The 22866-nt window shown below is 73.6% G+C and carries 18 protein-coding genes and 1 tRNA gene; 11 read left to right on the forward strand and 8 right to left on the reverse strand.

Features of this window, described 5'->3' with window-relative positions; all coding sequences use genetic code 11:
• Nucleotides 1–124: 124 nt before the first annotated feature.
• The 5 genes from F7Q99_RS12890 (at nt 125) to F7Q99_RS12910 (ending at nt 6690) form a co-directional block, all read left to right on the forward strand.
• Nucleotides 125–2293: a protease pro-enzyme activation domain-containing protein gene (locus F7Q99_RS12890; protein WP_153461352.1), complete on the forward strand. Its 2169-nt coding sequence runs from the start codon at nt 125–127 to the stop codon at nt 2291–2293.
• Between the two features lie 302 nt (nt 2294–2595).
• Entirely contained in the window at nt 2596–3615 is a 1020-nt protein-coding gene (locus F7Q99_RS12895; protein WP_153461353.1) for a hypothetical protein, read from the forward strand.
• Between the two features lie 154 nt (nt 3616–3769).
• Nucleotides 3770–4240, forward strand: coding sequence for a VOC family protein (locus tag F7Q99_RS12900; protein ID WP_153461354.1), 471 nt, complete (start codon nt 3770–3772; stop codon nt 4238–4240).
• A gap of 8 nt (nt 4241–4248) precedes the next feature.
• Entirely contained in the window at nt 4249–5169 is a 921-nt protein-coding gene (locus tag F7Q99_RS12905; protein ID WP_326846595.1) for a pyridoxamine 5'-phosphate oxidase family protein, read from the forward strand.
• A gap of 192 nt (nt 5170–5361) precedes the next feature.
• Nucleotides 5362–6690, forward strand: a complete 1329-nt coding sequence (locus F7Q99_RS12910) for a peptidoglycan-binding protein (RefSeq protein ID WP_153461355.1) — start codon at nt 5362–5364, stop codon at nt 6688–6690.
• 26 nt (nt 6691–6716) lie between these two features.
• Here F7Q99_RS12910 and F7Q99_RS12915 read toward each other — a convergent pair whose 3' ends face one another.
• The 5 genes from F7Q99_RS12915 to F7Q99_RS43120 all read right to left on the reverse strand — a co-directional run bounded on the left by F7Q99_RS12915 (nt 6717) and on the right by F7Q99_RS43120 (nt 11005).
• Complete coding sequence (locus tag F7Q99_RS12915; protein ID WP_153461356.1) at nt 6717–7466, reverse strand: TrmH family RNA methyltransferase; 750 nt, start codon at nt 7464–7466, stop codon at nt 6717–6719.
• A gap of 5 nt (nt 7467–7471) precedes the next feature.
• A complete protein-coding gene (locus tag F7Q99_RS12920; protein WP_195911054.1) occupies nt 7472–8791 on the reverse strand; it encodes an HTTM domain-containing protein in 1320 nt (439 codons plus the stop codon).
• Between the two features lie 5 nt (nt 8792–8796).
• On the reverse strand, nt 8797–9456 hold the full coding sequence (locus F7Q99_RS12925; RefSeq protein WP_153461357.1) for a DUF5819 family protein: 660 nt from the start codon (nt 9454–9456) through the stop codon (nt 8797–8799).
• 89 nt (nt 9457–9545) lie between these two features.
• Nucleotides 9546–9671, reverse strand: coding sequence for a hypothetical protein (locus F7Q99_RS42545; RefSeq protein WP_268267544.1), 126 nt, complete (start codon nt 9669–9671; stop codon nt 9546–9548).
• A gap of 131 nt (nt 9672–9802) precedes the next feature.
• Nucleotides 9803–11005 carry a rhodanese-like domain-containing protein gene (locus F7Q99_RS43120; protein WP_153461358.1) on the reverse strand — a complete coding sequence of 401 codons (1203 nt, stop codon included), beginning with the start codon at nt 11003–11005 and terminating at the stop codon, nt 9803–9805.
• Nucleotides 11006–11284: 279 nt separating this feature from the next.
• Here F7Q99_RS43120 and F7Q99_RS12935 point away from each other — a divergent pair, with 279 nt between their 5' ends.
• On the forward strand, nt 11285–14029 hold the full coding sequence (locus F7Q99_RS12935; RefSeq protein ID WP_326846596.1) for an ATP-binding SpoIIE family protein phosphatase: 2745 nt from the start codon (nt 11285–11287) through the stop codon (nt 14027–14029).
• Nucleotides 14030–14121: 92 nt separating this feature from the next.
• On the opposite strand, the gene F7Q99_RS12940 is transcribed toward F7Q99_RS12935, so the two are convergent.
• Nucleotides 14122–14859, reverse strand: a complete 738-nt coding sequence (locus tag F7Q99_RS12940) for a hypothetical protein (protein WP_326846597.1) — start codon at nt 14857–14859, stop codon at nt 14122–14124.
• Nucleotides 14860–15062: 203 nt separating this feature from the next.
• Nucleotides 15063–16832: a phosphatidylglycerol lysyltransferase domain-containing protein gene (locus F7Q99_RS12945; protein ID WP_326847197.1), complete on the reverse strand. Its 1770-nt coding sequence runs from the start codon at nt 16830–16832 to the stop codon at nt 15063–15065.
• A gap of 401 nt (nt 16833–17233) precedes the next feature.
• On the opposite strand from F7Q99_RS12945, the gene F7Q99_RS12950 reads away from it, so the two are divergent.
• Nucleotides 17234–17887, forward strand: coding sequence for a response regulator (locus F7Q99_RS12950; protein WP_153466122.1), 654 nt, complete (start codon nt 17234–17236; stop codon nt 17885–17887).
• Nucleotides 17884–19029: a sensor histidine kinase gene (locus F7Q99_RS12955; protein WP_153461359.1), complete on the forward strand. Its 1146-nt coding sequence runs from the start codon at nt 17884–17886 to the stop codon at nt 19027–19029. Before F7Q99_RS12950 ends, F7Q99_RS12955 begins: the two co-directional genes overlap by 4 nt.
• A gap of 112 nt (nt 19030–19141) precedes the next feature.
• Here F7Q99_RS12955 and F7Q99_RS12960 read toward each other — a convergent pair.
• Nucleotides 19142–19225: transfer RNA gene (locus tag F7Q99_RS12960), tRNA-Leu, on the reverse strand.
• A gap of 414 nt (nt 19226–19639) precedes the next feature.
• On the opposite strand from F7Q99_RS12960, the gene F7Q99_RS12965 reads away from it, so the two are divergent.
• The 3 genes from F7Q99_RS12965 to F7Q99_RS12975 are packed head-to-tail and all read left to right on the forward strand — an operon-like array spanning nt 19640 to nt 22807.
• Nucleotides 19640–20497, forward strand: coding sequence for an FhaA domain-containing protein (locus tag F7Q99_RS12965; RefSeq protein WP_153461360.1), 858 nt, complete (start codon nt 19640–19642; stop codon nt 20495–20497).
• 46 nt (nt 20498–20543) lie between these two features.
• Nucleotides 20544–21089: an FHA domain-containing protein FhaB/FipA gene (locus F7Q99_RS12970; RefSeq protein ID WP_153461361.1), complete on the forward strand. Its 546-nt coding sequence runs from the start codon at nt 20544–20546 to the stop codon at nt 21087–21089.
• A 53-nt stretch (nt 21090–21142) separates the two neighbouring features.
• Nucleotides 21143–22807, forward strand: a complete 1665-nt coding sequence (locus tag F7Q99_RS12975; RefSeq protein ID WP_153461362.1) for a PP2C family protein-serine/threonine phosphatase — start codon at nt 21143–21145, stop codon at nt 22805–22807.
• Nucleotides 22808–22866 lie beyond the last annotated feature (59 nt).

Genomic DNA, 22866 nt, shown 5'->3' on the forward strand with positions numbered 1-22866 from the left:
AGCAACGAATTGCTTGATCATAAGCCAATTCGCGCACTTGTTCTGACATGTTCTAGCCAGCGTTCACGACCCCGGAACGCCGTGACCCCTTGCCGGCCCCCACAGCCGGCCAGAGGAGGATTCGTTGCGCCCCCGCACTCTCGCCCTCGCGGCCGCCATAGCCGTGCTGCCGCTGACCGCCGTCTCGCTCGGCGTCTCCGCCGCGCAGGCCGCCCCCACGCCCCACGCCACCCCCCGCGTCGAGCTGCCGAACACCGTGAACCCCGCGGTCGCCCGCTCGGAGAAGAAGGGTGACGTCCCGGCCGAGCAGCAGATCTCGGTGGCCGTCAGCCTCAAGCTGCGGAACGCCGACGCGCTGGACCGCTTCCTCGCCGCGGTCACCACGCCGGGCACCCCGCAGTACGGCAAGTACCTGACGCCGGAGCAGTTCACCGCGCAGTTCGGCCCGACCCAGGCGGCCGTCGAGCAGGTCAAGGCCTACCTCGCCGACCAGGGCCTGGCCGTCACCTCGGTGAGCGCCAACCGCCAGGTCATCAGCGCCCGCGGCACCACCGCGCAGGTCTCGCAGGCCTTCGGCACGCACGAGAGCGCGTACGTCGACCAGCAGCTCCAGCGCACCTTCTTCGCGAACGACGCCGCCGCGTCCGTCCCGGCCGACCTCGCCGACATCGTCCAGGGCGTGCACGGTCTGGACAACCACGCCGTTCGCAAGAACCGCCTGGCCACGCCGAACGCGATCACCCCCAACGCGGCCACCGCCACCCCGAACGGCCTCTCCCCGGCCCAGTACGACGGCGCCTACAACCTGAACAAGACCGGCGCCGACGGCACCGGCGTGACCGTCGCCCTCTGGGAGTTCGACGGCTACTCGTCCGGCAACCTGACCACCTACGACTCGCAGTACGGCCTGACCGGCCCGGCCGTCTCCACGGTCTCGGTGGACGGTGCCAACTACGACTCCGCCCCCGGCCAGGGCCAGGGCGAGGTCGAGCTGGACAGCGAGATCGTCCGCGGCGCCGCGCCCAAGGCGACCCAGCTGATCTACGAGGCGCCCAACAGCGACCAGGGCGAGATCGACATGGCCAACAAGATCGTGGCCGACAACAAGGCCTCGGTCATCTCGATCTCCTGGGGCTCCTGCGAGCCGGACACCACCGCCGCCTCCATGACGGCCGTCGACAACGCCTTCAAGCAGGCCGCCGCCCAGGGCATCTCGATCTTCTCCGCCTCCGGCGACGACGGCTCGCGCGACTGCACCCGCTCCACCAGCGGCTCGACCGTCAAGGCCGTCGACTTCCCGGCCTCCAGCCCGCACCAGACCGGTGTCGGCGGCACCAACCTCAAGGTCTCCAGCAGCAACACCTACTCCTCGGAGAGCGCCTGGAGCACCGCGGGCGGCGGCGTCTCCACCGTCTTCAGCAAGCCGAGCTGGCAGACCGGCACCGGCATCAACGGCACCATGCGCACCGTCCCGGACGTCGCCTCCAACGCCGACCCGGCCAGCGGCTTCGCGATCTACACCGTCGGTGGCTGGAAGGTGTACGGCGGCACCAGCGCCGCCGCGCCGCTCTGGTCCGGCTACGCCGCCCAGTTCAACCAGAAGGCCAAGGCCGCCGGGCAGCCCGTCCTGGGCGAGGCCAGCCCCCGCCTGTACGCGCTCGCGAACAGCAGCAGCTACGGCAGCGTCTTCCACGACGTGACCACCGGCGCCAACCAGGACTTCCAGACGAAGGCCGGCTACGACCAGGTCACCGGCTGGGGCTCCCCGGTCGCCGACGCCCTGACCACCGCCCTGCTCGGCGGCGGCAGCACTCCGACCCCGCCGCCCACCGGCGGCTGCACCGCGGCCCAGCTGATGGGCAACGGCGGCTTCGAGACCGGCACCGCCGCTCCGTGGACCACCTCCAGCGGCGTGGTCGACAACAGCTCCTCGCAGGCGGCCCACTCGGGCAGCTGGAAGGCGTGGATGGACGGCTACGGCTCGGCCCACACCGACACCGTGTCGCAGACCGTCTCGATCCCGGCCGGCTGCACCTCCGCGAAGCTGACCTTCTGGCTGCACATCGACACCGCGGAGACCGGCTCCACCGCGTACGACAAGCTGACCGTCCAGGCCAACAGCACCACGCTGGCGACCTACTCCAACGTGAACGCGGCCGCCGGCTACGTGCAGAAGACCCTGGACCTGACCTCCTTCGCCGGCCAGACCGTGACGATCAAGTTCACCGGCACCGAGGACTCCTCGCTCCAGACCAGCTTCGTGATCGACGACGTCGCGCTGAACGTCAACTGATCACCGGCCTGGTCACCGGCCTGATCACCGGCCGGTAGCACCACCGAGACCCCCGCCGGGGCGGCGCCGATAGGGCCCGCCCCGGCGGTGTCCGCTTCCGTCAAGGTCTCCGGCCGTATTTCCACAACGTTTCAAGATCGCTAAACCTTCGGTTCACCTGCCGTGACCACTGTCATACGCACGACTGATGACGTAGCCTCTCGACCGTGCATAGGGTTCCCCAAAGCTCGGTGAAGCCGCTGGCGGCGCGCCCCGGCGCCGGACCGGTCCCACCGAGCTCACCTGGTGGGGAGGGTTACCGCATGGCCGCAGAGCAGCACCAGGACGCCGCGCGGCTCCGGCTGGTCGGACAGCGCCCCGAGCGCCCCGGCCCGCCCGCACCCGCGCCGGCGCCCGTTCCGCCACCGTCCGCCGCCGCCCGCCCCGGTGGCGCGGGCGGCTTCGCGGACACCCTTCACCTGGCCATCGAGGCCAGCGGTCTCAGCCTGGACCGGATCAGGGCCGCGCTCGCCCAACGCGGCGTCAGGGTCAGCGTCACCACGCTGAGTTACTGGCGGCGCGGGCGCAGCCAGCCCGAGCGTGCCAGCTCGCTGCGCGCCGTCCACCTGCTGGAGGAGCTGCTCGGCCTGCCGCACAGCGCCCTCTCCTCGCTGCTCGGCCCGCCGCGCCCGCGCGGCCGCTGGGCCGCCGCCGCCAACACCTGCCACCTCGGGCTGGAGGACGTCTGGCCCGGCGAGCAGGAGATCGCCGAGATCTTCTCCGAGCTGGACGCCCCGCCGGCCGGCGAGCTGGAGCGGCTGAGCATCCACGACTCGTACTACGTCGACGCCCAGCGGCGCGGCAACCTGCTGCGGATGCGCCAGGTGGTGCGCGCCACGGTCGCCGGCGTCGGCCGCTGCCTGGTCGTGCACAAGGCCGACGAGGAGGCCACCGGCTGCCCCGAGATCACCTCGGTCCGGCACGGCCGGCTGGGCCGGGTCCGCCGCCGCCCGGAGGCCGGGCTGACCGTGGGCGAGGTGATGCTCGACCGGCCGCTCGGCCTCGGCGACAGCACCGTCTTCGAGTACGAGGTGGAGATCCCGCCCGGCGGTCCGACCATGGAGTACAGCCGCCGCTTCGCCACGCCGGTGCGCGAGTACGTGCTCCAGGTGCACTTCGACCCGGCGGCCGTCCCGGTCCACTGCGAGCGCTACGACCGCGAGCCGGGCGAGGCCGTCGACAGCCGCCGCGAGCAGCTGTGGATCGGCGCCTCGGCGAGCGCCCACGTGCTCTCCCCGGACCAGCAGCCCGGCCACATCGGCATCCGGTGGGAGTGGGAGTAGCCCGCTCCTGACCCTCGTCCGGAGTCACCGCACGCCAACACCTAACCCTTTCACGCCCTGATACTGGTTGACGCTCCATCATCTAACTACTACGTTCATGAGTACCGGTTAGGCATGAGCTTCTCCGGCCGCCCAGCCACGGGAGTGATCAGGCATGTCCAGCACCACCCTGCTCCGCACTCTCCAGACCGGCCACGTCGGCCTGAACGTCACCGACCTGGCCCGCTCGATCGAGTTCTACCGCGCCGTCCTCGGCCTGCAGGTGGCGCACGAGGGCACCGAAGCAGACCGCCGCTACGCCCTGATGGGCCGCGACGGCCGCCTGGTGGTGACCCTCTGGCAGCAGAGCGCGGGCACCTTCGCCACCGCCACCCCCGGCCTGCACCACCTCTCCTTCGAGGTCGAGAGCCTCGACGAGGTCCGCGCCACCGAGCAGCTGCTGCGAGAGCTCGGCGCCGAGTTCGCCTACGACGGCGTCGTCCCGCACAGCGAGGGCTCGGCCTCCGGCGGCATCTTCTTCACCGACCCGGACGGCATCCGGCTGGAGATCTACACCCGCACCGGCGTCGACGAGACCGGCGCCGCCGCCCCCACCTCCGACGCCCCGACCTGCGGCTTCTTCTAGAGCCCGCCGTGACGACCGTCGACACGCCCTACCACCCCGGCGAGCGGGCCGCCCAGTCGCTGGCCGGCCGGCAGGACCGAGCCGACCACGCCGGCCGGTCGATCCGCGACACCATCCCCCCGGTGGCCGCCCGCTTCCTCACCGAGCGGCGGATGCTGGTCCTCGGTGCCGCCGCCCCGGACGGCCGGATCTGGGCCACCCAGCTCGCCGGCGCCCCGGGCTTCCTCCAGGCCGCGGACGAGCGGACCATGGCGGTCGCTGCCCACCCCGCCGAGGACGACCCGCTGGCCACCGCCCTGGCCGGCCCGGCGCAGGTCGGCACGATCGCCCTGGACCCGGCCGGCCGGCGCCGGATGCGGCTCAACGGCCGCTCCGTACCGGACGGCCGGGGCGGCCTGGTGATCACCGCCGAGCAGGTGGTCTCCAACTGCCCGAAGTACATCCAGCGCCGCACCCCGCTGGACCGCCCGGACGCCGGCGCCCCACGCGCCGTGGCCGCCGGCCGGACACTGTCCACCGCCCAGCGGCTGACCGCCGCCACCGCCGACACCTTCTTCATCGCCACCGTCGGCCCGGACGGCAGAGTGGACGCCTCCCACCGGGGCGGCTTCCCCGGCTTCCTGCGGGCCACCGCGCCGGACCGGCTGTCCTGGCCCGAATACCCGGGCAACAGCATGTTCATGACGCTCGGCAACCTGGAGCTGGACCCGCGCGCCGGCCTGCTACTGCCCGACTGGGAGACCGGCAACGCCCTGCTCGTCACCGGCGAGGCCCGCACCGACTGGTCCGCCGAGGCCCGCGCGGGCGTCCCGGGCGCCGAGCGGATGGTCGAACTGACCGTCACCGGCGTCGTCGAACTGGCCGACGCCACCCCGCTGACCTGGACCGAGCCCGAGTACTCGCCTGCCAACCCGCCCACCGCGCCTTAGCTGACCGATCGCCGGATTCGCTCCGGCACCGTCTCGTCCACCCGCGCCACACCGAACGGCCGTCACCTGCCCGGCGCAGTCCGCCGCGCCGGGCTCCGCCCCCTTTGCGACGTTGGTCCCGATGCCATGCGGAACCGGCCCGGGAAGGCCGGCCCTGTCACACCGTCAGGCCGGCCAGGAGAGAGGCGGACCATGACCCGTATCGACCAGCTGTCCCCGCTGCTGGAGTTCGACGAGGTCGAACCGGACGAGGACTGCATATGCGGAGGCTGCCGTGCCCGCCGCCGCGCCCGGCTGCACGCCGCCCCGGTGCACGAGGGCGGGCACGCCGCGGCCCGCAGCCTCCGCCGACGGGCCGCCGTGCTGATGGCCGCCGTGGGCACCGCCATCGGCGGCGGGACGGCCGTCGCCGTCGCGGCCGCCACGGCCCCCGCACCCGGCCCCGCCCCGGGCGACGGCAGCAGCACCACCCAGACCCCGCAGAACCCGCAGGGCGAGGTCAGCGGCCTCTACGGCGACGACGCGCCCGACCAGCGCGCCTTCGCCCCGCCGGTGACCAGGGCGCAGATCATCCAGCGCGCCCAGACCTGGGTCGACCAGAAGGTGCCGTACAGCATGGGCCGCTACTGGTCGGACGGCTACCGCCAGGACTGCTCCGGCTTCGTGTCGATGGCCTGGGGCCTGGGCAGCAGCCAGACCACCTGGACCCTGCCGAACTTCGCCGAGCGGATCGCCAAGGCCGACCTCCAGCCCGGTGACGTCCTGATCTACAACAACCCGGCCAACCCGCAGGCCGGTTCGCACGTCATCGTCTTCGGCGGCTGGACGGACGCCACCCGCACCCGCTACCTGGCCTACGAGCAGACCTCCCCCGGCGCGAAGAAGCAGCCCACCCCGTACGCGTACTGGAGCAACTCCGGCTCGTACGTCCCCTACCGCTACCTCGGGCTCTCCGGCAGCAGCAACGACGGCGCGCCGACAACCGGCTTCCCCGGCGCGGACAAGTTCGGGCCGGGCGCCAACAACACGTACGTCACCAAGCTGGGCCAGATGCTGGTGCAGCGCGGCGGCGCCCGGTTCTACGCCGAGGGCCCCGGCCCGCAGTGGGGCGAGGCCGACCGCAAGGCCACCGAGGCATTCCAGCTCGCCCAGGGCTGGCGCGGCGCCGAGGCCGACGGCATCCCCGGCAAGGACACCTGGGACTTCCTGCTCAACGGCAAGGGCCGCACCATCGACGCCGGCACCCCGCTCCCGCCACCCGTCCAGCCCGGCACCGGGGCGCCCCCCACCTTCCCGGGCGCGGACAAGTTCGGCCCGGGCGCCGACAACGACCACGTCCGGCAGCTCGGCGAGCAGCTGGTCCGCAAGGGCTACGGCGGCGCCTACACCACCGGCCCGGGCCCGCAGTGGAGCGAGAGCGACCAGCGCAACGTCCAGGCCTTCCAGCAGGCCCAGGGCTGGAGCGGCGCCGACGCCGACGGCTACCCCGGCCCGGAGACCTGGCTCCGGCTCTTCTCCTGACGCCCCCGCCTACGGCCTCTCGACCCTCAGCGCTTCTCCGACATCCAGTGGAACAGCCCCATCGCGACACTCGTCGCCAGATTGAAGCTGGACACCCCCGGCTGCATCGGCACCGCCACCAGGTGGTCGGCGCGCGCCCTGAGCTCCGCCGAGACGCCGTGCCGCTCGGTGCCGAAGGCGAGCAGCGCGTCGTCCGGGAAGGGCAGCGTCCGGATGTCCGCGCCTTCCGGATCCAGCACGTAGAGCGGCCCGGCGGGCAGCTCGGGCAGCGTCAGCCGCTCGACCGCGGTGGCGAAGTGCAGGCCCGCGCTGCCCCGCACCACGGTCGGGTGCCAGGGGTCCAGATCGCCGGTGGTGACCACCCCGGTGGCGCCGAAACCGGCCGCCAGCCGGATCACCGCGCCGACGTTGCCCAGGTTGCGCGGGTTCTCCAGCAGCACCACCGGCGCCCGGCGCGGGAGCCGCCCGAGCGCGGCCCGGTTCGCCTCGGCGGACGGCCGCACGGCCAGCGCGATCACCCCGGTCGGGTGCAGCCGGGGCGCCAGCGTGCGCAGCGCGGGCTCCGGCACCTCCACCGCGAGCGCGTCCAGCGCCGGGGCGACGTCCTCGGCCAGCTCGGCGGCGAGCGCCAGCAGCGCGGCGCGGTCGGCGGTCAGCACCCTCCGGACGTCCCCGCCGAAGCGCAGCGCGTGCTTCAACGGGTGGAACCCGTCCAGCAGCACCGTGCCCGGCTCCCGCTCCGCCGCCCGCCAGCCCCGCACCACCTCGTCGTCCATGCGGCTCACTCTGCCACCCTGTCCGCCGCGGGCCCGCCCCGGGCGGCCGGCGGCCTGCCCTGCCGGATCCGCCGCACCCGCGCCCCCACCCAGAGCAACGCGCCGGTCGGCAGGAACACCGCGTCCGCCGCGATCATCGCGAGCGAGAACACCGGCAGCCCGAGCATCACCGCGATCCCCAGGTGCTCGGCCATCATGACCGCCAGCAGCGCGTTCTTGACCCGCCGGTTGAGCAGCGTGAACGGGAACGCGACCTGCACGATCACCGTGCCGTACGAGATCAGGAAGACCGGCACCAGCGCCGAGCCGACCAGTCCGGACAGCCACGGCCAGGGCGTGAAGTAGTCCAGGTGCACCGGGTAGTACAGCGCGGTGCCGTCCTGCCAGCGCGAGCCCTGCACCTTGTACCAGCCGGCCGTGGCGTAGATCAGCACGACCTCGGCGGCGATCACCAGCATCGCGCAGTTGTGGACCATGTTCGCCAGCGCGTCGAGCACCGCCCGCGGCTCGCCGTCCGGCCGCAGCCGACCGAGCGCCCACCAGAGCCCGGCCACCGCCCAGAGCCCCCAGAACAGCGGCGCCCAGCCGACGTACGGGAAGGTGCGGGCGGTCCAGGTGAGGCTCTCGCCGGAGAAGTCCCCGAGCTGACAGGCCGCCAGGACGGCGCCGAGGACGGCCCAGAGCACCACGCCGCCCCACCCGGGTCCGGCCCGGCCCGGGGGTACCTCCCGGCCGGAGGCCGGGGGAGCGTCCAGCGACCACACCTCGGCGCAGCGGGTGAAGACCAGGTACACGGCCATCAGGTGGACGACGTTGTCGCCGCCGTCGCCGAGGAAGACGTCACGGTTCTGCAGCGACAGCACGGTGACCATGAACAGCACGGTGCTCGCCCTGGTCCGCCAGCCCAGCACCACCGCGACGGCGGCCAGCACCGCCAGGTGGTAGACCAGCTCGAACCAGAGCCGCCCGCCGAACCAGGGCAGCACGGTGAACGCCCCGTTGTCGGCCAGCAGCCGCTGGGCGAGCTCCATCGACCAGGGCGAGCGGTCGCCGTACAGCACCCGCCGGTTCGGCCACTCGCGCAGCAGGTAGGCGAGCCAGACCAGCCCGAAGCCGATCCGCATCACCGCCGCCTGGTGGCGGCCGAGCGTCCGCCCGGTGAACGCGGCCAGCGCCCGGGCGGCCAGTTCGGCCGGGCCGGGCCCGCGCGGCGCCGGGGCGTTTCCGGGGGCGACCGGGTGCCCGGCCTGGTGCGGGATGACGTCCACCAGGTGCGGTTCCGTCTCCGGCGGGGCCTGCGGCGGCATCTCCGCGGACTGCGACACCTCGTTCACCCGAGCCCCCGGTAGTCCTCGTCGTCCACCGGCCACCAGGGCAGCTCCCGCACCTTCGGCGCGGGCGGCGCCGCCTCCCCGCTCCAGGACGGCGGCGGGACGGTGGCCGCGGTCACCCGGAACTCGATCTCCAGGATCCGCTCGCCGTCCACGGTCCGGCCGATCCGCTGGAGCGCGATCCGCTTCAGGTACTCCTCGGCGAGCTTGCCGTGGCCGCTGGTCAGCGTCTCGTCCTGCGGGTTGTGCGAGCCGTCGTAGAAGTCCCAGGCCCGCCGCAGCAGGTTCTGGTCGACGTGGCTGGGCGCCGGGTTGCCCCGGATCGCGGCGATGTCCTGCACGGTCAGCCCCGTCCAGTCGTGCGTCCGGGTGGCGCCGCCGTCCGCGACGGTGCGCACCCGCGCGTCCACGCTGACGTTCTGCTGGAGCGGGTTGGGCGCGAAGAGCTTCCAGTTCTGCTCGAACTCGGGGTACACCAGGCCGTCGACCTCGTCCCGGTACTGCCGGGACACCGAATTGGCCGGCGCGACGTGCAGGAACACCGCGGTGAGGAAGAGCCCGGTGCCGGTCAGCAGTCCCACCGTGGCCAGGCCGAGCACCAGCTGCGCGGGCCGTGACCAGGCCCGTTCGCCGAGCGGTATGTCCGTGCTCTCCGCCATGTGCTCTCTCCCCCGACCCTGCCTTCGATGGGCGCCCCCGGTGTCGTCCCGGCTCGGTCGCGCGCCCATCCTGCCCTACCGGGCGCGGCTCAGCGGAGGGTGCCCTGCGCGGGCGGCGGCGGGCAGGCCGCGGTGCCCCGGCGCGGCGCGAACGCGCGCAGCACCGCCGCGCCCCGGTACCGGGCCATGGCGAACGATCCCACCGCGGCGGCCATCCGTTCAGCCGTGAAGCTCGGCGACCCACTCCACGGGCCCGAGGTCAAACCCGGACGGACCGCCCCGGATCTCCACCCCGGGCCCTCCGTCCGGCGCCGCGCCGCGATCACTTCCGGCTGTTGCGCTTCTCCTACAGGACGTAGGCGTCCCGGCCGCTGCTGCTCACCATCGGACGACCCGCGCCCTCCCAGGCGTACATGCCGCCGTCCACGTTCACCGCGTCCCGGCCCTGCTGCACCAGGTACTGGACGACCTGCGCGGAGCGTCCGCCGACCCGGCACAGCACGTACAGCCTCTCGTCCGGCAGCTCGCCGAGCCGGGCGATCACCTGGCTCATCGGGATGTGCAACGCGCCGTCCACGTGGCCGGCGTCCCACTCGTCCTGCTCGCGCACGTCCAGCAGGACGGCGTCGGCGGGCACGGAGGCGGCGTCGGCGGAGGGGATCTGCGGGAACATCGTTCGGCTCTCCTCGGAGTCGGTCGGGTCCGTGCCATTGTCGCCCACCGGCGGCGCGTAGCCGCCGAGCAGCCGCTCCAGCTCGGCCTGCCGGTCGGCGGCCTTGGCGAGCAGCTCCTCGGCGAGCTGCTCCAGCAGCCGGTCCGGGTCCTGCGGGGCGAGCGCGAGCAGCTGGCCCATCGGGCTCTGCTCCAGCCGGACCTGCTCGGCGGCGGTCTCGGCGATCTTGGCGGTGAGCCACTCCAGCCGCCGGCGAAGCCACTCCGGGCGGTCCGGGGCGTCCGGTGCGGGCGCGGCCTCGGGTGCGGTGGACCACTCGGCCGCCAGGTCCGTCAGCGCGGCGGCGTCGCCGAACGCGTAGGCCTCGTTGACCCGGACGAGGAACGCGGCGCGGCGCTGCTGCTCGGCGGGGTCGGTGGTGAGGTCCGGGTGGGCGCGGCGGACCAGCTCGCGGTAGACCCGCTGGGCCTCCCGGCCGGGCCGCACCTTCGCCGGCGCGGCGGGCGGCGGCGGGGCCGTCTCCCCCTCCTGCCCGCTCCGCTCCCGCTGCTCGCGCTGCTCCTGCACGGAGTCGAACAGCGAGTCCAGGTCGGGCAGCTCCTCGACCAGCTGCCGGGCCTCCGCGGCCCGCCGCACGTCCTCCGGCCGCCCGGTCCGGGCCGCCACGGCCTCGGCGACCAGCGCGTCCAGCTCGTCCAGCCGGGCGTACAGCGGTCCCAGCAGCTGATGGTGGATCAGCGCGAAGTTGTCGATCTCGACCCGCAGCGTCTGCATGTCGACGTCCATGCTGAGCCAGGCGAGTTCCGCGGCGGCGACCCGCTCCTCCAGCTCCTCCATCTCCGGGTCCGTCCAGCGGGCGGGGCTCTGCGCGGTCACGTCTCGCCTCTGTCTCGTCCTGGCGTCTGAAGTAATGCCGTGGGCGGTGCTGCCGTGGGCCGTCCTGCCGACCCTGCTCGCAGCGCGGCCAGGCCTGCCACCCTACCCCCGCGTGCGCGGCGTCAACCGGGTGGAAGGGGGGTACGAACCGGCGCGAGGCACGTGCTGCGCAACTGTTCCCGAGGAATCTCCTCGTTTCGCTATCGAGTCCGGCCCGGTCCGTGCTTCGCTGGTATCCGCATTGCGTGCCTTCCTCCGGAGAAGCGGCCGCCTCCAGGCGTGGCGGCCAGGCGGGAGCAGACCGAATCCATGGTCGACGAGCCCAACTCCACATCGCGTCCGGCGGACGCCGAAACCGTACCGGGCGACCACCCGTCCGGCGTGGTCGCCCTGGTCCGGCTCGCCCTCGTCCTGGTCGACCGGGTCGGGCGGATCGCGCAGTGGAGCCGGGCCGCCGAGGAGCTGTTCGGGCACCGCGCCGAGGTCGCGCACGACCGCCCCGCCTCCGGCCTGCTGCCCGCCGTCGAGCCGCGCCACGGCTCCGGCCGCCAGTGCGTCCGCCGCCGCTGCGACGCCCTCGACACCCTGGCCGCGCTGACCGCCGACGGCCACCCCTGGGCCGGCCGGATGCCGGTCACCGACCGCGAGGACCACCTGCGCGACGTGCTCTGGTGGGCCTACCCGCTGCCCGGCCCGTCCGGCAGCCTGCTCGCCCTCGCCACCGACGCCCGGCCGCTGCGCACCACCGGTCCGCGGCTCGCGCTCGGCGAGCGGTTATTGCCGTTCGCCGCCGCCCCCGCCGCCCGGGGCGGCTTCCACGGGCTGGCCGCGGCACTGACCCCGCCCGGCCACCCGGTGCCCGGGCCACTGGCCCGGCTGCTGCCGGCCGGCCACCGCGCGCCGCTCCTGGAGGCGCTGGCACGAGCCGGCCTGCCCGCCCTGCGGCTGGACGCGGCCACCGTGCTGCCGCTGCTGCCGTCCGACCCGCAGACCGGCACCGCGCACGCCGCCGCCGGGATCGGCCGCCGCTACCCCACCGCCCAGCAGCGCGCCGCCCGGGTCGGCCCGCCGCAGCCGGACCAGTCCGCCGCCCGCGCGGCCCGCGGGCGCCCGGCCGGCCCGCTCCCCGGCCAGCGCGACCACGAGCGGCCCGCCGCGCAGCCGGCCGCCGCGCTGTCCGTCCCGTCCACCAGCGGAGGAGGCGTCGCCATCGAGCAGGCCGCCGTCGAGTCGTCCGTCTGCGGCCACCAGACCTGCCGCGACGACCAGGCCCCACCCGCCGTCCCCGCCCCTGCGAGCTCCGACGGCCAGCCCCCGGTCGGCCGGCTCGGCCCGTTCCTGACCAACGGCCAGGCCGGCGAGCAGCTGGCCCTGCTGAACGAGGTCGGCGGCAAGGTCGGCACCACCCTGGACCTCGGCTTCACCGCCCACGAGCTCTGCCAGGTGCTGGTCCCCCGGGTCGCCGACTTCGCGTGTGTAGACCTGGTGGACGGACTGATCTCCGACTCCGAGCTGCCGGCCGCCCGGCCGGACGACGACACCATGCTCCGCCGGGTCGCCCTGGTCCACAACGAGACCGGCGGCGCCTGGGACCACGTGCTCGCCGAGGGCTCGCTGGTGAGCATGCCCCGCCGCACCCCGCCCGGCATGGCCCTCCAGCTGAACCAGCCGGTCCTGGTGCCGGTGGTCGCCGACGACGTCGCGGTCGACTACGCGATCGCGCTGGGCGGCGCCCGGCTGGCCCAGGTGGTCTCCGGCCGCTCGATGCTGGTCGTCCCGCTGTCGGCCCGGGGCACCGTGCTGGGCATCCTCAAGCTGCTCCGGCTGTCCGACCGCGCCCGCTTCGACGAGAGCGACGCCGCGACCCTCAAGGAGCTGGCCGTCCGTGCGGCCCTCTCGCTGGACAACGCCCGGCTGCACCGCGCCGAGTCCAGGGTCGCCACCACGCTGCAGCGCTCGATGATCCCGACCCGCCCGCCGCAGATCCCCGGCGTGCAGATCGCCCACCGCTACCTGCCCGGCGACCCGAAGGCCGAGGTCGGCGGCGACTGGTTCGACGCGATCCAGCTGCCCGGCAGCCGGGTCGCCCTGGTGGTCGGCGACGTGATGGGCCACGGCCTGCACTCGGCCGCCGCGATGGGCCGGTTCCGCACCGCGATGCAGACCCTCGCCGCGCTCGACCTGCCGCCCGGCCAGCTGCTGCGGCACCTGGACAACCTGGCCCACAAGCTCGGCGACGACCACCTCGCCACCTGCCTGTACGCGGTCTACGACCCGATCAACCGGACGTGCGAGCTGGCCAGCGCCGGCCACGTCCCACCGGTGCTGGTCCACCCGGACGGCAGCGGCGAGCTGCTGGAGATCCCGGCCGGCGCGCCGATCGGGGTCGGCGGCGTGCCGTTCGTCGCCAAGACCATCGACGTCTCGGACGGCTCGATGCTGGTGCTCTGCACCGACGGGCTGGTCGAGGTCCGGGGCGGCGACATAGGGGCGGGCCTGGCCGCGCTCTGCGGCAACCTGATCGACCCTCAGCAGAGCCCCGAGCAGGCCTGCGACGTGGTGCTGAAGCGACTGCACTCGGACGACCGCAAGGACGACGTCGCCCTGCTGGTGGCCCGCTTCGACGGGGTCGCCCCGTCCGAGGTGGCCACGTGGAACCTCACGGTGGACAACCGCGAGGTCCGCCGGGTCCGCACCCTGGTCCGCGAACAGCTGGCCGGCTGGCACCTGGAGGCGCTCAGCGACACCACCGAGCTGCTGGTCAGCGAGCTGGTGACGAACGCCGTCCGGGTGGCCCGGGACCGGGTGCAGCTCCAGCTGATCCGGGTGGACAAGCTGCTGGTCGAGGTCAGTGACGACAACCACAACCTGCCCTCGCTGGAGCCGGCCGAGCAGCTGGGCGAGACCGGCCGCGGCCTCACCCTGGTCACCAAACTCGCCGAACGCTGGGGCACCGCCCGCAAGGCGGTCGGCAAGGTCGTCTGGTTCGAACTGCCGCTGCCGCACGAGCCCCCGACAGTCTGACGGCCGGGTGCGGGCATCGCCCACCACCCGGCCGGCAGGCCGCACTTGACGTCTTTCAGGACGGCGGCGTCGGCGGACGCCCACCGGCGGGCCTACGCCGCGACCTCGCGGGAGGCCGCCGCGGCCACCGAGGTGGCGGCACCGACGCCGGCCAGCACTCGCGGCCAGAAGCCCCCGAACACCTCGGCGGAGACGGCGATCAGCAGCGCGGCGATCACCGCGACGACGTGCTCCAGGCCCGCCAGGTTCGGCAGGACGACTGCCTCGCCGACCATCATGGTCACGACCAGCCCGGCGGTGAACCAGGCCCGGCAGCGGAACGCGATGCAGATCGCCAGCGCCACCACCGCGGCCGACGGCCCGGTGTCCCGCACGTGGGCGACCCACTTCGGGAAGCCGAACAGGTGGTCCGGGCCGACCGCCACGCCGACCCGGGCGAACAGCGTGCCCGCCAGGGTGCAGGTGTAGGCGACCACCAGGGTCATCCGCCGGCCGAGCACGATCTCGGCGATGCCGAAGACCACGAACACCTGGGCCAGCGCGCCCCAGACCGGCAGGTCGAGCGCCGGCACGTACAGCGAGAGCGGGGTCCGCAACAGCGAGACGTCCAGCGGCAGCGCGGCCTTCACCACACCGATGTGGTTGACGAAGCGCTCCCCGCCCGGCAGGTGCTGGACGATGCTGAACAACAGGATCAGGGACGTCGCGGTGGTGGCCAGTGGAACGGCGGCGAACTTCTTGCGCACCACCCCGTCCCGGACCGCCCCGAACAGCGTCCCCCACTCGGCGACAGCGGCCGCTCCGGCTGTCGCCAGCGGCCCCTTTCGCACGCCCCCCGTCCCGTGAATCACAACCGTCTCTCCGAATCCCCGAAGCCGTGAACCCTTTTTCCCGGCTACCCCAACATTAGAAGCCCGTTAACAAATCCACATCGGCACAGAAGGGGATCAGGGTCATCCTCTGGGGGGAGGGGATCCCCCCTAGGGCGCCCCCCATCCGGCCGTCCGGCCCCCCTCCGCCCCCCGGCGGAGGGCTAGCCCTTGCCCTCCCGGGCCGCCACCGGCACCCGGGGCGCCACCACGGCGGCCCCCGCGTGCCGGCGCCGGAACAGGGCGGGCAGGCTCGGCGCGACGATGAAGCCCTCGGCGCGCGCGCTCGCGAGACCGATCCGCGGAATCTCGCTGCTCTTCTCGAAGAGCAGGTAGCGCGGCTCCCAGATCGGCCGGTACTTGGCGTTCGCGCGGTACAGCGACTCGATCTGCCACCAGCGCGAGAAGAAGCCCAGGACGGAACGCCACAGCCGCAGCACGGGGCCGGCGCCGAGCCGCGAACCGCGCTCGAAGACCGAGCGGAACATCGCGAAGTTCAGCGACACCCGCTTCAGCGCGACCTCGTCGGCCCGCTGCAGCAGCTCGATCACCATGAACTCCATGAGGCCGTTCTCGGTGTCCCGGGCGCGGCGCATCAGGTCCAGCGAGAGCCCGTCCGGGCCCCACGGGACGAAGCTCAGCAGCGCCTTGAGCTCGCCGTCCCCGTCGTGGCACTCCAGCATCACGCAGCGGCCGTCCGCCGGGTCGCCGAGGCGGCCGAGCGCCATCGAGAAGCCGCGCTCGGTGGCGCCGTCGCGCCACTGGTCGGCCTTGGCCACCAGCTCGGCCATCTCGGCCTCGGGGATGTCCTCGTGCCGCCGGATCCGGACGGTGTACCCGGCCCGCTTGACCCGGTTGTAGGCCTGCCGGACGACCCGCATCGCGCGGCCGTCCAGCGAGAACTCGTCCAGCTCGACGATCGCCTCGTCGCCCAGCTCCAGCGCGTCCAGCCCGTGCCGGGCGTAGATCACGCCGGCCTCCTCGGAGGCTCCCATCACGGCCGGCGCCCAGGCGTGCTCGCGGGCCTCGGCCAGCCAGGCGTCGATCGCGCCCGGCCAGGCCTCCGGGTCGCCGATCGGGTCGCCCGAGGCCAGCGACACCCCGCCGACCACCCGGTAGGTGACCGCCGCCTTGCCGCTGGGGGAGAAGATCACCGCCTTGTCCCTGCGCAGCGCGAAGTAGCCGAGCGAGTCCCGCTCGCCCTGCTTGTCCAGCAGCGCCCGCAGCCTGCCCTCGTCCTCGGGGGTCAGCAGTTCCTTGCCGCGCGGGCTGCGGAAGGCCACGTACAGGACGAGCAGGAAGAGCAGCGCGCCCATGGTGTTGATCACCGCGTTCACCCAGGTCGGTGCGGAGATCACCGAACGCAGGTGCTCGGACGGGGTGATGGTGATCATCCGGCCGACCGAGTAGCGGAACAGGTCCCAGAAGTCGGCGCCGCTCAGCTCGTTGGTCAGCCACACCAGCCCGGCGCCGACCCCGCCGCCGAACACCAGCCCGCCGACGAAGGTCGCGGCGGCGGTCTTCGGGTTGGAGCGGTCGCCCTTCGAGGTGAACTCCTTCCGCCCGACCAGCAGCGCCAGCACGAACAGGCAGGTCAGGACGGTGGAGACGTAGTTCAACGGATGCCGGTTGAAGCGCTCGTCGGGCAGCACCATGGCCAGCAGGTACAGCACCGCGAACATGCCGCCCAACGCGGCGTTGAAGATCCACGCGGCCCGCTTGCGCCGCCGCATGGCGATGGCGAGGAACACCGACAGCACGGCACTGGCCAGGCCCGAGGTCATCAGGTACGGGGTGAAGTACTCACCCTCGTTGTGCTCGCTGACCTGGTTGCCCCACGGCACCAGCAACACGGTGGCCACGTTCAGCAGCGCCAGCAGCCGCAGGTACCAGACGCAGGACGCGGCGGCCCGCGGGCGCCAGCGGTCGAGCACGCCGACGGGCCGGGGCCCGGCGGTCGTCGCTGACGGCTCCGACTTCACAGTGGACGACACAGCTCAATTCCAAACGATCAGAAGGTGGGGCGCATCCGCACAGGGCCCGGCGCCGGGCGCCCGCACGGGCCCGACGGCACTGACCGGCGGCCCTCGGCCTGGCCGACCGGCCACATGGAGAGCGGGCCGGCGAAAGGGCAGCCAACAACATGGTTCCCCACCTCACGTGAGAATTACGTGAACCAGGTAGCGGATTCCCACCCCCGCCGAACGGCGGGGGTCCAGACCCGCCATGCGTTCGGCACCCCACCCCGGCTACCCCTACGCTCGACATCGACCCGCGCGGACCGCCACAACCCGGCCGCCCGACCCGAGGAGGCACCATCACCACCACTCGTGTGCTGATCGTGGACGACGAGATCCTGGTCCGCTCCGGCCTCGGCCTCATCGTCGGTTCCGCCGCCGACCTGGAGGTGGTCGGCGACTGCTCCGGCGGCCAGGCCGAGGAGCACGTCCAGCGCCTGCGCCCGCACGTCGTGCTGCTCGACATCCGGATGCCGGATCTCGACGGCATCTCGGTGCTGCGCCGCGTCCGCGCCCTGCCCGACCCGCCGGCCGTCGCGATGCTGACCACCTTCGACACCGACGAGTACATCGGCACCGCGCTACGGGCCGGCGCCTCCGGCTTCCTGCTCAAGGACACCGCCCCCGAGCAGCTGGTGCACGCCGTCCGGGTGCTCGCGGCCGGCGGCAACATCCTCTCCCCGACCGTCACCCGCACCGTGATCGGCGGCTACGTCGACGGCGGCGGACCGGACGCCGACGCCACCGCGCTCGCCCGCACCCTCACCGGCCGGGAGCTGGACGTGCTGGCGCTGCTCGGCGAGGGCCTGTCCAACGCCGAGATCGCCGACCGCCTCTTCCTCGGCACCGGCACCGTCAAGGACCACATCAGCGCGATCCTCGGCAAGCTCGGCGCCGCCAACCGCGTCCAGGCCGCCGTCCTCGCCCACCGGGCCGGGCTGGTCCGGCCGAAACCCGGCGACGGGGCATGACCGCCGCCGACCAGCTGCCGTCCAGACGGCTGCCGGCCTGGTGCACCGCGCCCTGGCTGATGCTGCTGCTGCCCGTGCTGTACTCCCTGCTGGACGCGGCCCTGGTCGCCCGGGACGCCCGGTGGTGGCAGGTGACGCTCTCGGTGCTGGCCGCGCTGGCTCTGCTGTGGCGCCGCCGCCTCCCGGTGACGGTGCTGCTGCTCACCATGCCCGGCAGCTTCGTCGACAACATCTGGCTGGCCCCGATCACCGCCGTCTACACGGTCGCCGCCGAACGCCCCAGCCCGCGCATCGTCATCGCCTGCGGGACCCTCTTCACGCTCGTCGAGTTCTTCCACTGGCCGCTCTCCGCGCAGAACTTCGAACCGAGCCGGGACCTCGCGCTGTACGCCATCCAGTCGGTCATGCTGGCCGCCGGCCCGGCCGCCACCGGGCTGCTCGCCCGCACCCGGCGGGAGCTGGCGGCCCGGGTCGACGAGCTGACCCGGGGCCAGGAGCGGGAGAGCCGGCTGCTGGCCGAACGGGTGCTGATCAGCGAGCGCGGCCGGCTCGCCCGCGAGATGCACGACGTCGTCTCGCACCAGGTCAGCCTGATCAGCATCCAGGCCGGCGCGCTCCAGGTGAGCACCGCCGACCCGGCCGCGGCGGCCACCGCCCGCACCATCCGCGAGCTGTCCGTCCGCACCCTCGACGAGCTGCGCCAGATGGTCGGTGTGCTGCGCACCTCCGGCCCGCACCAGAACACCCCGCTCGCCCCGCAGCCCCGGCTGGCCGACCTGCCCCGGCTCATCGAGGAGAGCGGCCTGGCCGCCGAAGCCGAGCTGACCCCGGGCGACCGCCCGTGGCCGGAGGCGGTGGAGCGGGCCGCCTACCGGACCGTCCAGGAGGCGCTCACCAACATCACCAAGTACGCCCCGGACGCGACGGTGCACGTGAAGGTGCGGGCCAAGGGGCGCAGGCTGCGGGTCGAGGTGCGCAACGAGCGGCCGCCGGTCCGCCCGGCCGAGACCCTGCCGGGGGGCGGCCACGGCCTGGTCGGCCTGCGCGAGCGCGCGCAGCTGCTGGGCGGCACCCTGGCCGCCGGCCCCACCCACGACGGCGGCTTCGAGGTCCGCGCCGAGCTCCCCGCTTCCCGCGGCTGAGCACCTGGCCGGCCCCCGGGGAGGGGGGAGCCCAGCCGGCCGCCCGGGGGAACCAACCGGGCCCGGGGAACGAGAAAGCCCCGCAGATCCGAAGATCTGCGGGGCTTCGCTGTGCGCGAGGGGGGAGTTGAACCCCCACGCCCTTGCGGGCACTGGAACCTGAATCCAGCGCGTCTGCCTATTCCGCCACCCGCGCATGGGTGCGTCTTCCGTGCCGACCGGCTCTCCGATCCGTTCGTGACCCTGCGGTCCTTCGCGGCTCTTCGACCGGCCTCCCTTGCGGGCGGCCCTTCCGACGTGGAAAACAGTAGCACGACCTGGGGGACTGCTCCGAATCCGTTTCCCGGCGGGCGGAGCGCACCCGAACGGAAGGGCTGCGAACGCGCGAGCGACGCATGGAACCCCCTTCCGACGGGCACGCCTGGCGTGCCGTACCCGATATGCGTCACCCTGTGTGTCCGAGCCCACCCCGGGGCACGACGCGGTCCGGGAACCGTACGGATGGGCCCGGCGTGGATACGATCAGTACGGAAGTACCGCAAGTAGGCGCGACCGGCTCCCCGGAGCCCGGTCGGCGGGCAGGCGAACGAACCCTGGAAGGGGGTGCCCCATGGGAGTGCTGAAGAAGTTCGAGCAGCGACTTGAGGGTCTCGTGAACGGCACCTTCGCCAAGGTGTTCAAGTCCGAGGTCCAGCCCGTGGAGATCGCCGGTGCGCTGCAGCGCGAGTGCGACAACAACGCGAGCATCTGGAACCGCGACCGCACCGTCGTGCCGAACGACTTCATCGTCGAGCTGAGCCCGCACGACCACGAGCGGCTGAGCCCCTACTCCGGGCAGCTGGGCAGCGAACTGGCCGGCATGGTCCGCGAGTACGCCGAGGCCCAGCGGTACAGCTTCATGGGACCGCTCCAGGTGAACCTGGAGAAGGCCGACGACCTGGACACCGGCCTGTACCGGGTGCGCAGCCGCACCCTGGCGGCCGAGGAGCCCCAGCAGTACGCCCCGCCGCAGTCCGGCTACGACCGTCCGCCGGCCGCCCCGGCCCCCGGCGCGCCGTGGCAGCAGCCCGGCGCCGGCCAGTTCAGCGCGCCCCCGCCGCCGGCCGCGCCCCCCGCCGTTCCCCCGGGCCCGCCCGCCACGGCCGGTGGCAACGTCCGCGCGTTCCCCGGCGCCGGCCACGGCACCTCGGTCCGCCGCTGGATCGAGGTGAACGGCGCCCGCCACCAGATCTCCGGCTCCGCCTGCGTGCTCGGCCGCTCGACCGAGGCGGACGTGCGGATCGACGACCCCGGTGTCTCCCGCAAGCACGCCGAGATCCGCCCCGGCACCCCTTCGATGGTCCTCGACCTGGGCTCCACCAACGGCATCGTGGTGGACGGACAGCACACCCAGCGCGCTACGCTCCGCGACGGCTCGCGAATCGTCGTGGGCTCCACCACCATCGTCTACCGACAGGTCGAAGGGTAGTGTCCGCTTTGTTCGCTCGCTTCGCTCACCCACATGCGAGCCGGCCATGTCCGAACTGACCCTGACGGTGATGCGGCTGGGCTTCCTCGCCGTACTGTGGCTGTTCGTCATCGTCGCGATCCAGGTGATCCGCAGCGACCTCTTCGGGACCCGGGTGAACCCCCGCTCCCCGCGCCGCGGCAACGCCACGCCCGCGCCCGGCGGCGCGGCCACCGCCCCCGCCGCCGGGCGCGGTGCGCCCGCGCCGAGCGGTGCCCAGGCGGCGGCCCAGACCCAGGGCGGCGGCCGCCGCCGCGGCGCCCCGACCCAGCTCGTGGTCGTCCAGGGCTCGCTGGCCGGCACCACCGTCGCGCTGCAGGGCCAGACCATCACGCTGGGCCGCGCACACGACTCCACGATCGTGCTGGACGACGACTACGCGTCCTCCCGGCATGCCAGGATCTATCCCGATCAGACTGGGCAGTGGACGGTCGAGGATCTAGGCTCCACCAACGGCACCTATCTGGACCGGCAGCGCCTGACCGCGCCCACCCCGCTCCAGCCGGGCATGCCGATCCGTATCGGCAGGACCGTCATCGAACTGCGGAAGTAGTAGCGCATGAGGGCAAGCATCCCGTCCATGACCCAGAGGGGGGCACAGGTCGCATGACCCTGGTGCTGCGCTTCGCCGCCGGCTCCCACAAGGGACTGATCCGGGAGGGGAACGAGGATTCCGGCTACGCCGGGCCGCGGCTGCTGGCCGTGGCCGACGGCATGGGCGGCGCCGCGGCCGGCGAGGTCGCGTCCTCCGAGGTGCTCGGCTCGATCGTCCGACTGGACGAGGACGTGCCGGGCGCCGACCTGCTGACCCTGCTCGGCGACGCCGTCCAGGGCGCCAACGACCGGCTCCGGCAGATGGTCGAGGAGGACCCGCAGCTGGAGGGCATGGGCTGCACCCTCACCGCCATGCTCTGGACGGGCCAGCGGATGGGCATGGTGCACGTCGGCGACTCCCGCGCGTACCTGCTGCGCGACGGTTCGCTGGTGCAGATCACCCAGGACCACACCTGGGTGCAGCGCCTGGTCGACGAGGGCCGGATCACGCCCGAGGAGGCCGAGACCCACCCGCAGCGCTCGCTGCTGATGCGGGCCCTGGACGGCCGCGGCCAGGTCGAGCCCGACCTGTCGATCCGCGAGGTCCGGGCCGGCGACCGCTACCTGATCTGCTCCGACGGCCTCTCCGGCCCGGTCAGCCACCAGACCCTCCAGGACACCCTCGGCAGCTACTACGCGCCCGAGCAGACCGTGCAGGAGCTGATCCAGCTCGCGCTGCGCGGCGGCGGTCCGGACAACATCACCTGCATCGTGGCGGACGTCATCGACGTCGGCGCCACGGACACCATGAGCGGCCAGTTCAACGACGTCCCGGTGGTGGTCGGCGCGGTCGCCGACGCCCCGCCGTCCTCGGCCGCCACCGACCGCTCGATCGCCGACACCCCGGCCGGCCGGGCGGCCGGCCTCGGCCGCGCCCCGCACGGCGCCTTCGGCCCGGCGGAGGGCTACCAGGACGGCTACGGCGCCGTCCAGGGCGGTTTCGGCCCCGCCGAGGGCTACGAGGGCGACTACGGCACCGCCGAGCCCTCGGTGTACGGCACCGAGGACTTCGACGAGCAGGAGCCCCCGAAGCGCAAGCGCAAGGGGCTCAAGATCTCGCTGGCCCTCCTGGCCACCCTCGGCCTGATCGGCGGCGGCGGGTACTTCGGCTACCAGTGGACCCAGGGCCAGTACTACGTCGGCGCGGACGGCGAGCACGTCGCGGTCTACCAGGGCATCAACCAGAACCTGGCCGGGCTGAACCTCTCCTCGGTGCACACCGAGTACAAGGACATCGAGCTCAAGTACCTGCCGACGGACCAGCGCACGCACGTCAGCAAGACCATCTCGGTCAACAGCCTGAACGACGCCAACGCGACGGTCCAGGAGCTCGACGGCTGGGTCAAGCTCTGCCGGAAGGTCGCCGACGCCAGGACCGCCGGCACCACGCAGACGCCCACCCCGCAGGCACCGGCAACGCAGGCACCGGCTTCCCAGGCGCCGAGCGCGCAGGCCGTGCACGCCGCGTTCCTCGCCGCCACCGCGCCCACCCCGACCGAGAAGGGCCACAGCCCTGCGGCGGCACCCACCGCCACGCCCACGGCGACCCCGACGCCGGCTGCCCCGAGCACCGCGCCGCCCGCCGCCACCGCCCCGGCCCCCGCCGGCGCACAGGGCGACGTGCCCGGTCTGAGCGACGAGGAGCGGCAGCGCGCCGACTCCTGCCCGAAGCCGTGACGCCCGTGATCCGACATAGGCCCGCCCCCGGCGGGCCCGCCGGCCGTCAGGGAGCGGCC

This window comes from Streptomyces kaniharaensis, from assembly GCF_009569385.1.
Classification (GTDB): domain Bacteria; phylum Actinomycetota; class Actinomycetes; order Streptomycetales; family Streptomycetaceae; genus Kitasatospora; species Kitasatospora kaniharaensis.

What these genes read in the sequence shown, in the direction of transcription:
- F7Q99_RS12895 (WP_153461353.1), top strand. Translation starts at nt 2,596, where the DNA reads ATGGCCGCAGAGCAGCACCAGGACGCCGCGCGGCTCCGGCTGGTCGGA.
- F7Q99_RS12900 (WP_153461354.1), top strand. Translation starts at nt 3,770, where the DNA reads ATGTCCAGCACCACCCTGCTCCGCACTCTCCAGACCGGCCACGTCGGC.
- F7Q99_RS12910 (WP_153461355.1), top strand. Translation starts at nt 5,362, where the DNA reads ATGACCCGTATCGACCAGCTGTCCCCGCTGCTGGAGTTCGACGAGGTC.
- F7Q99_RS12915 (WP_153461356.1), bottom strand. Translation starts at nt 7,466, where the DNA reads ATGGACGACGAGGTGGTGCGGGGCTGGCGGGCGGCGGAGCGGGAGCCG.
- F7Q99_RS12925 (WP_153461357.1), bottom strand. Translation starts at nt 9,456, where the DNA reads ATGGCGGAGAGCACGGACATACCGCTCGGCGAACGGGCCTGGTCACGG.
- F7Q99_RS42545 (WP_268267544.1), bottom strand. Translation starts at nt 9,671, where the DNA reads ATGGCCGCCGCGGTGGGATCGTTCGCCATGGCCCGGTACCGGGGCGCG.
- F7Q99_RS12955 (WP_153461359.1), top strand. Translation starts at nt 17,884, where the DNA reads ATGACCGCCGCCGACCAGCTGCCGTCCAGACGGCTGCCGGCCTGGTGC.
- F7Q99_RS12965 (WP_153461360.1), top strand. Translation starts at nt 19,640, where the DNA reads ATGGGAGTGCTGAAGAAGTTCGAGCAGCGACTTGAGGGTCTCGTGAAC.
- F7Q99_RS12970 (WP_153461361.1), top strand. Translation starts at nt 20,544, where the DNA reads ATGTCCGAACTGACCCTGACGGTGATGCGGCTGGGCTTCCTCGCCGTA.
- F7Q99_RS12975 (WP_153461362.1), top strand. Translation starts at nt 21,143, where the DNA reads ATGACCCTGGTGCTGCGCTTCGCCGCCGGCTCCCACAAGGGACTGATC.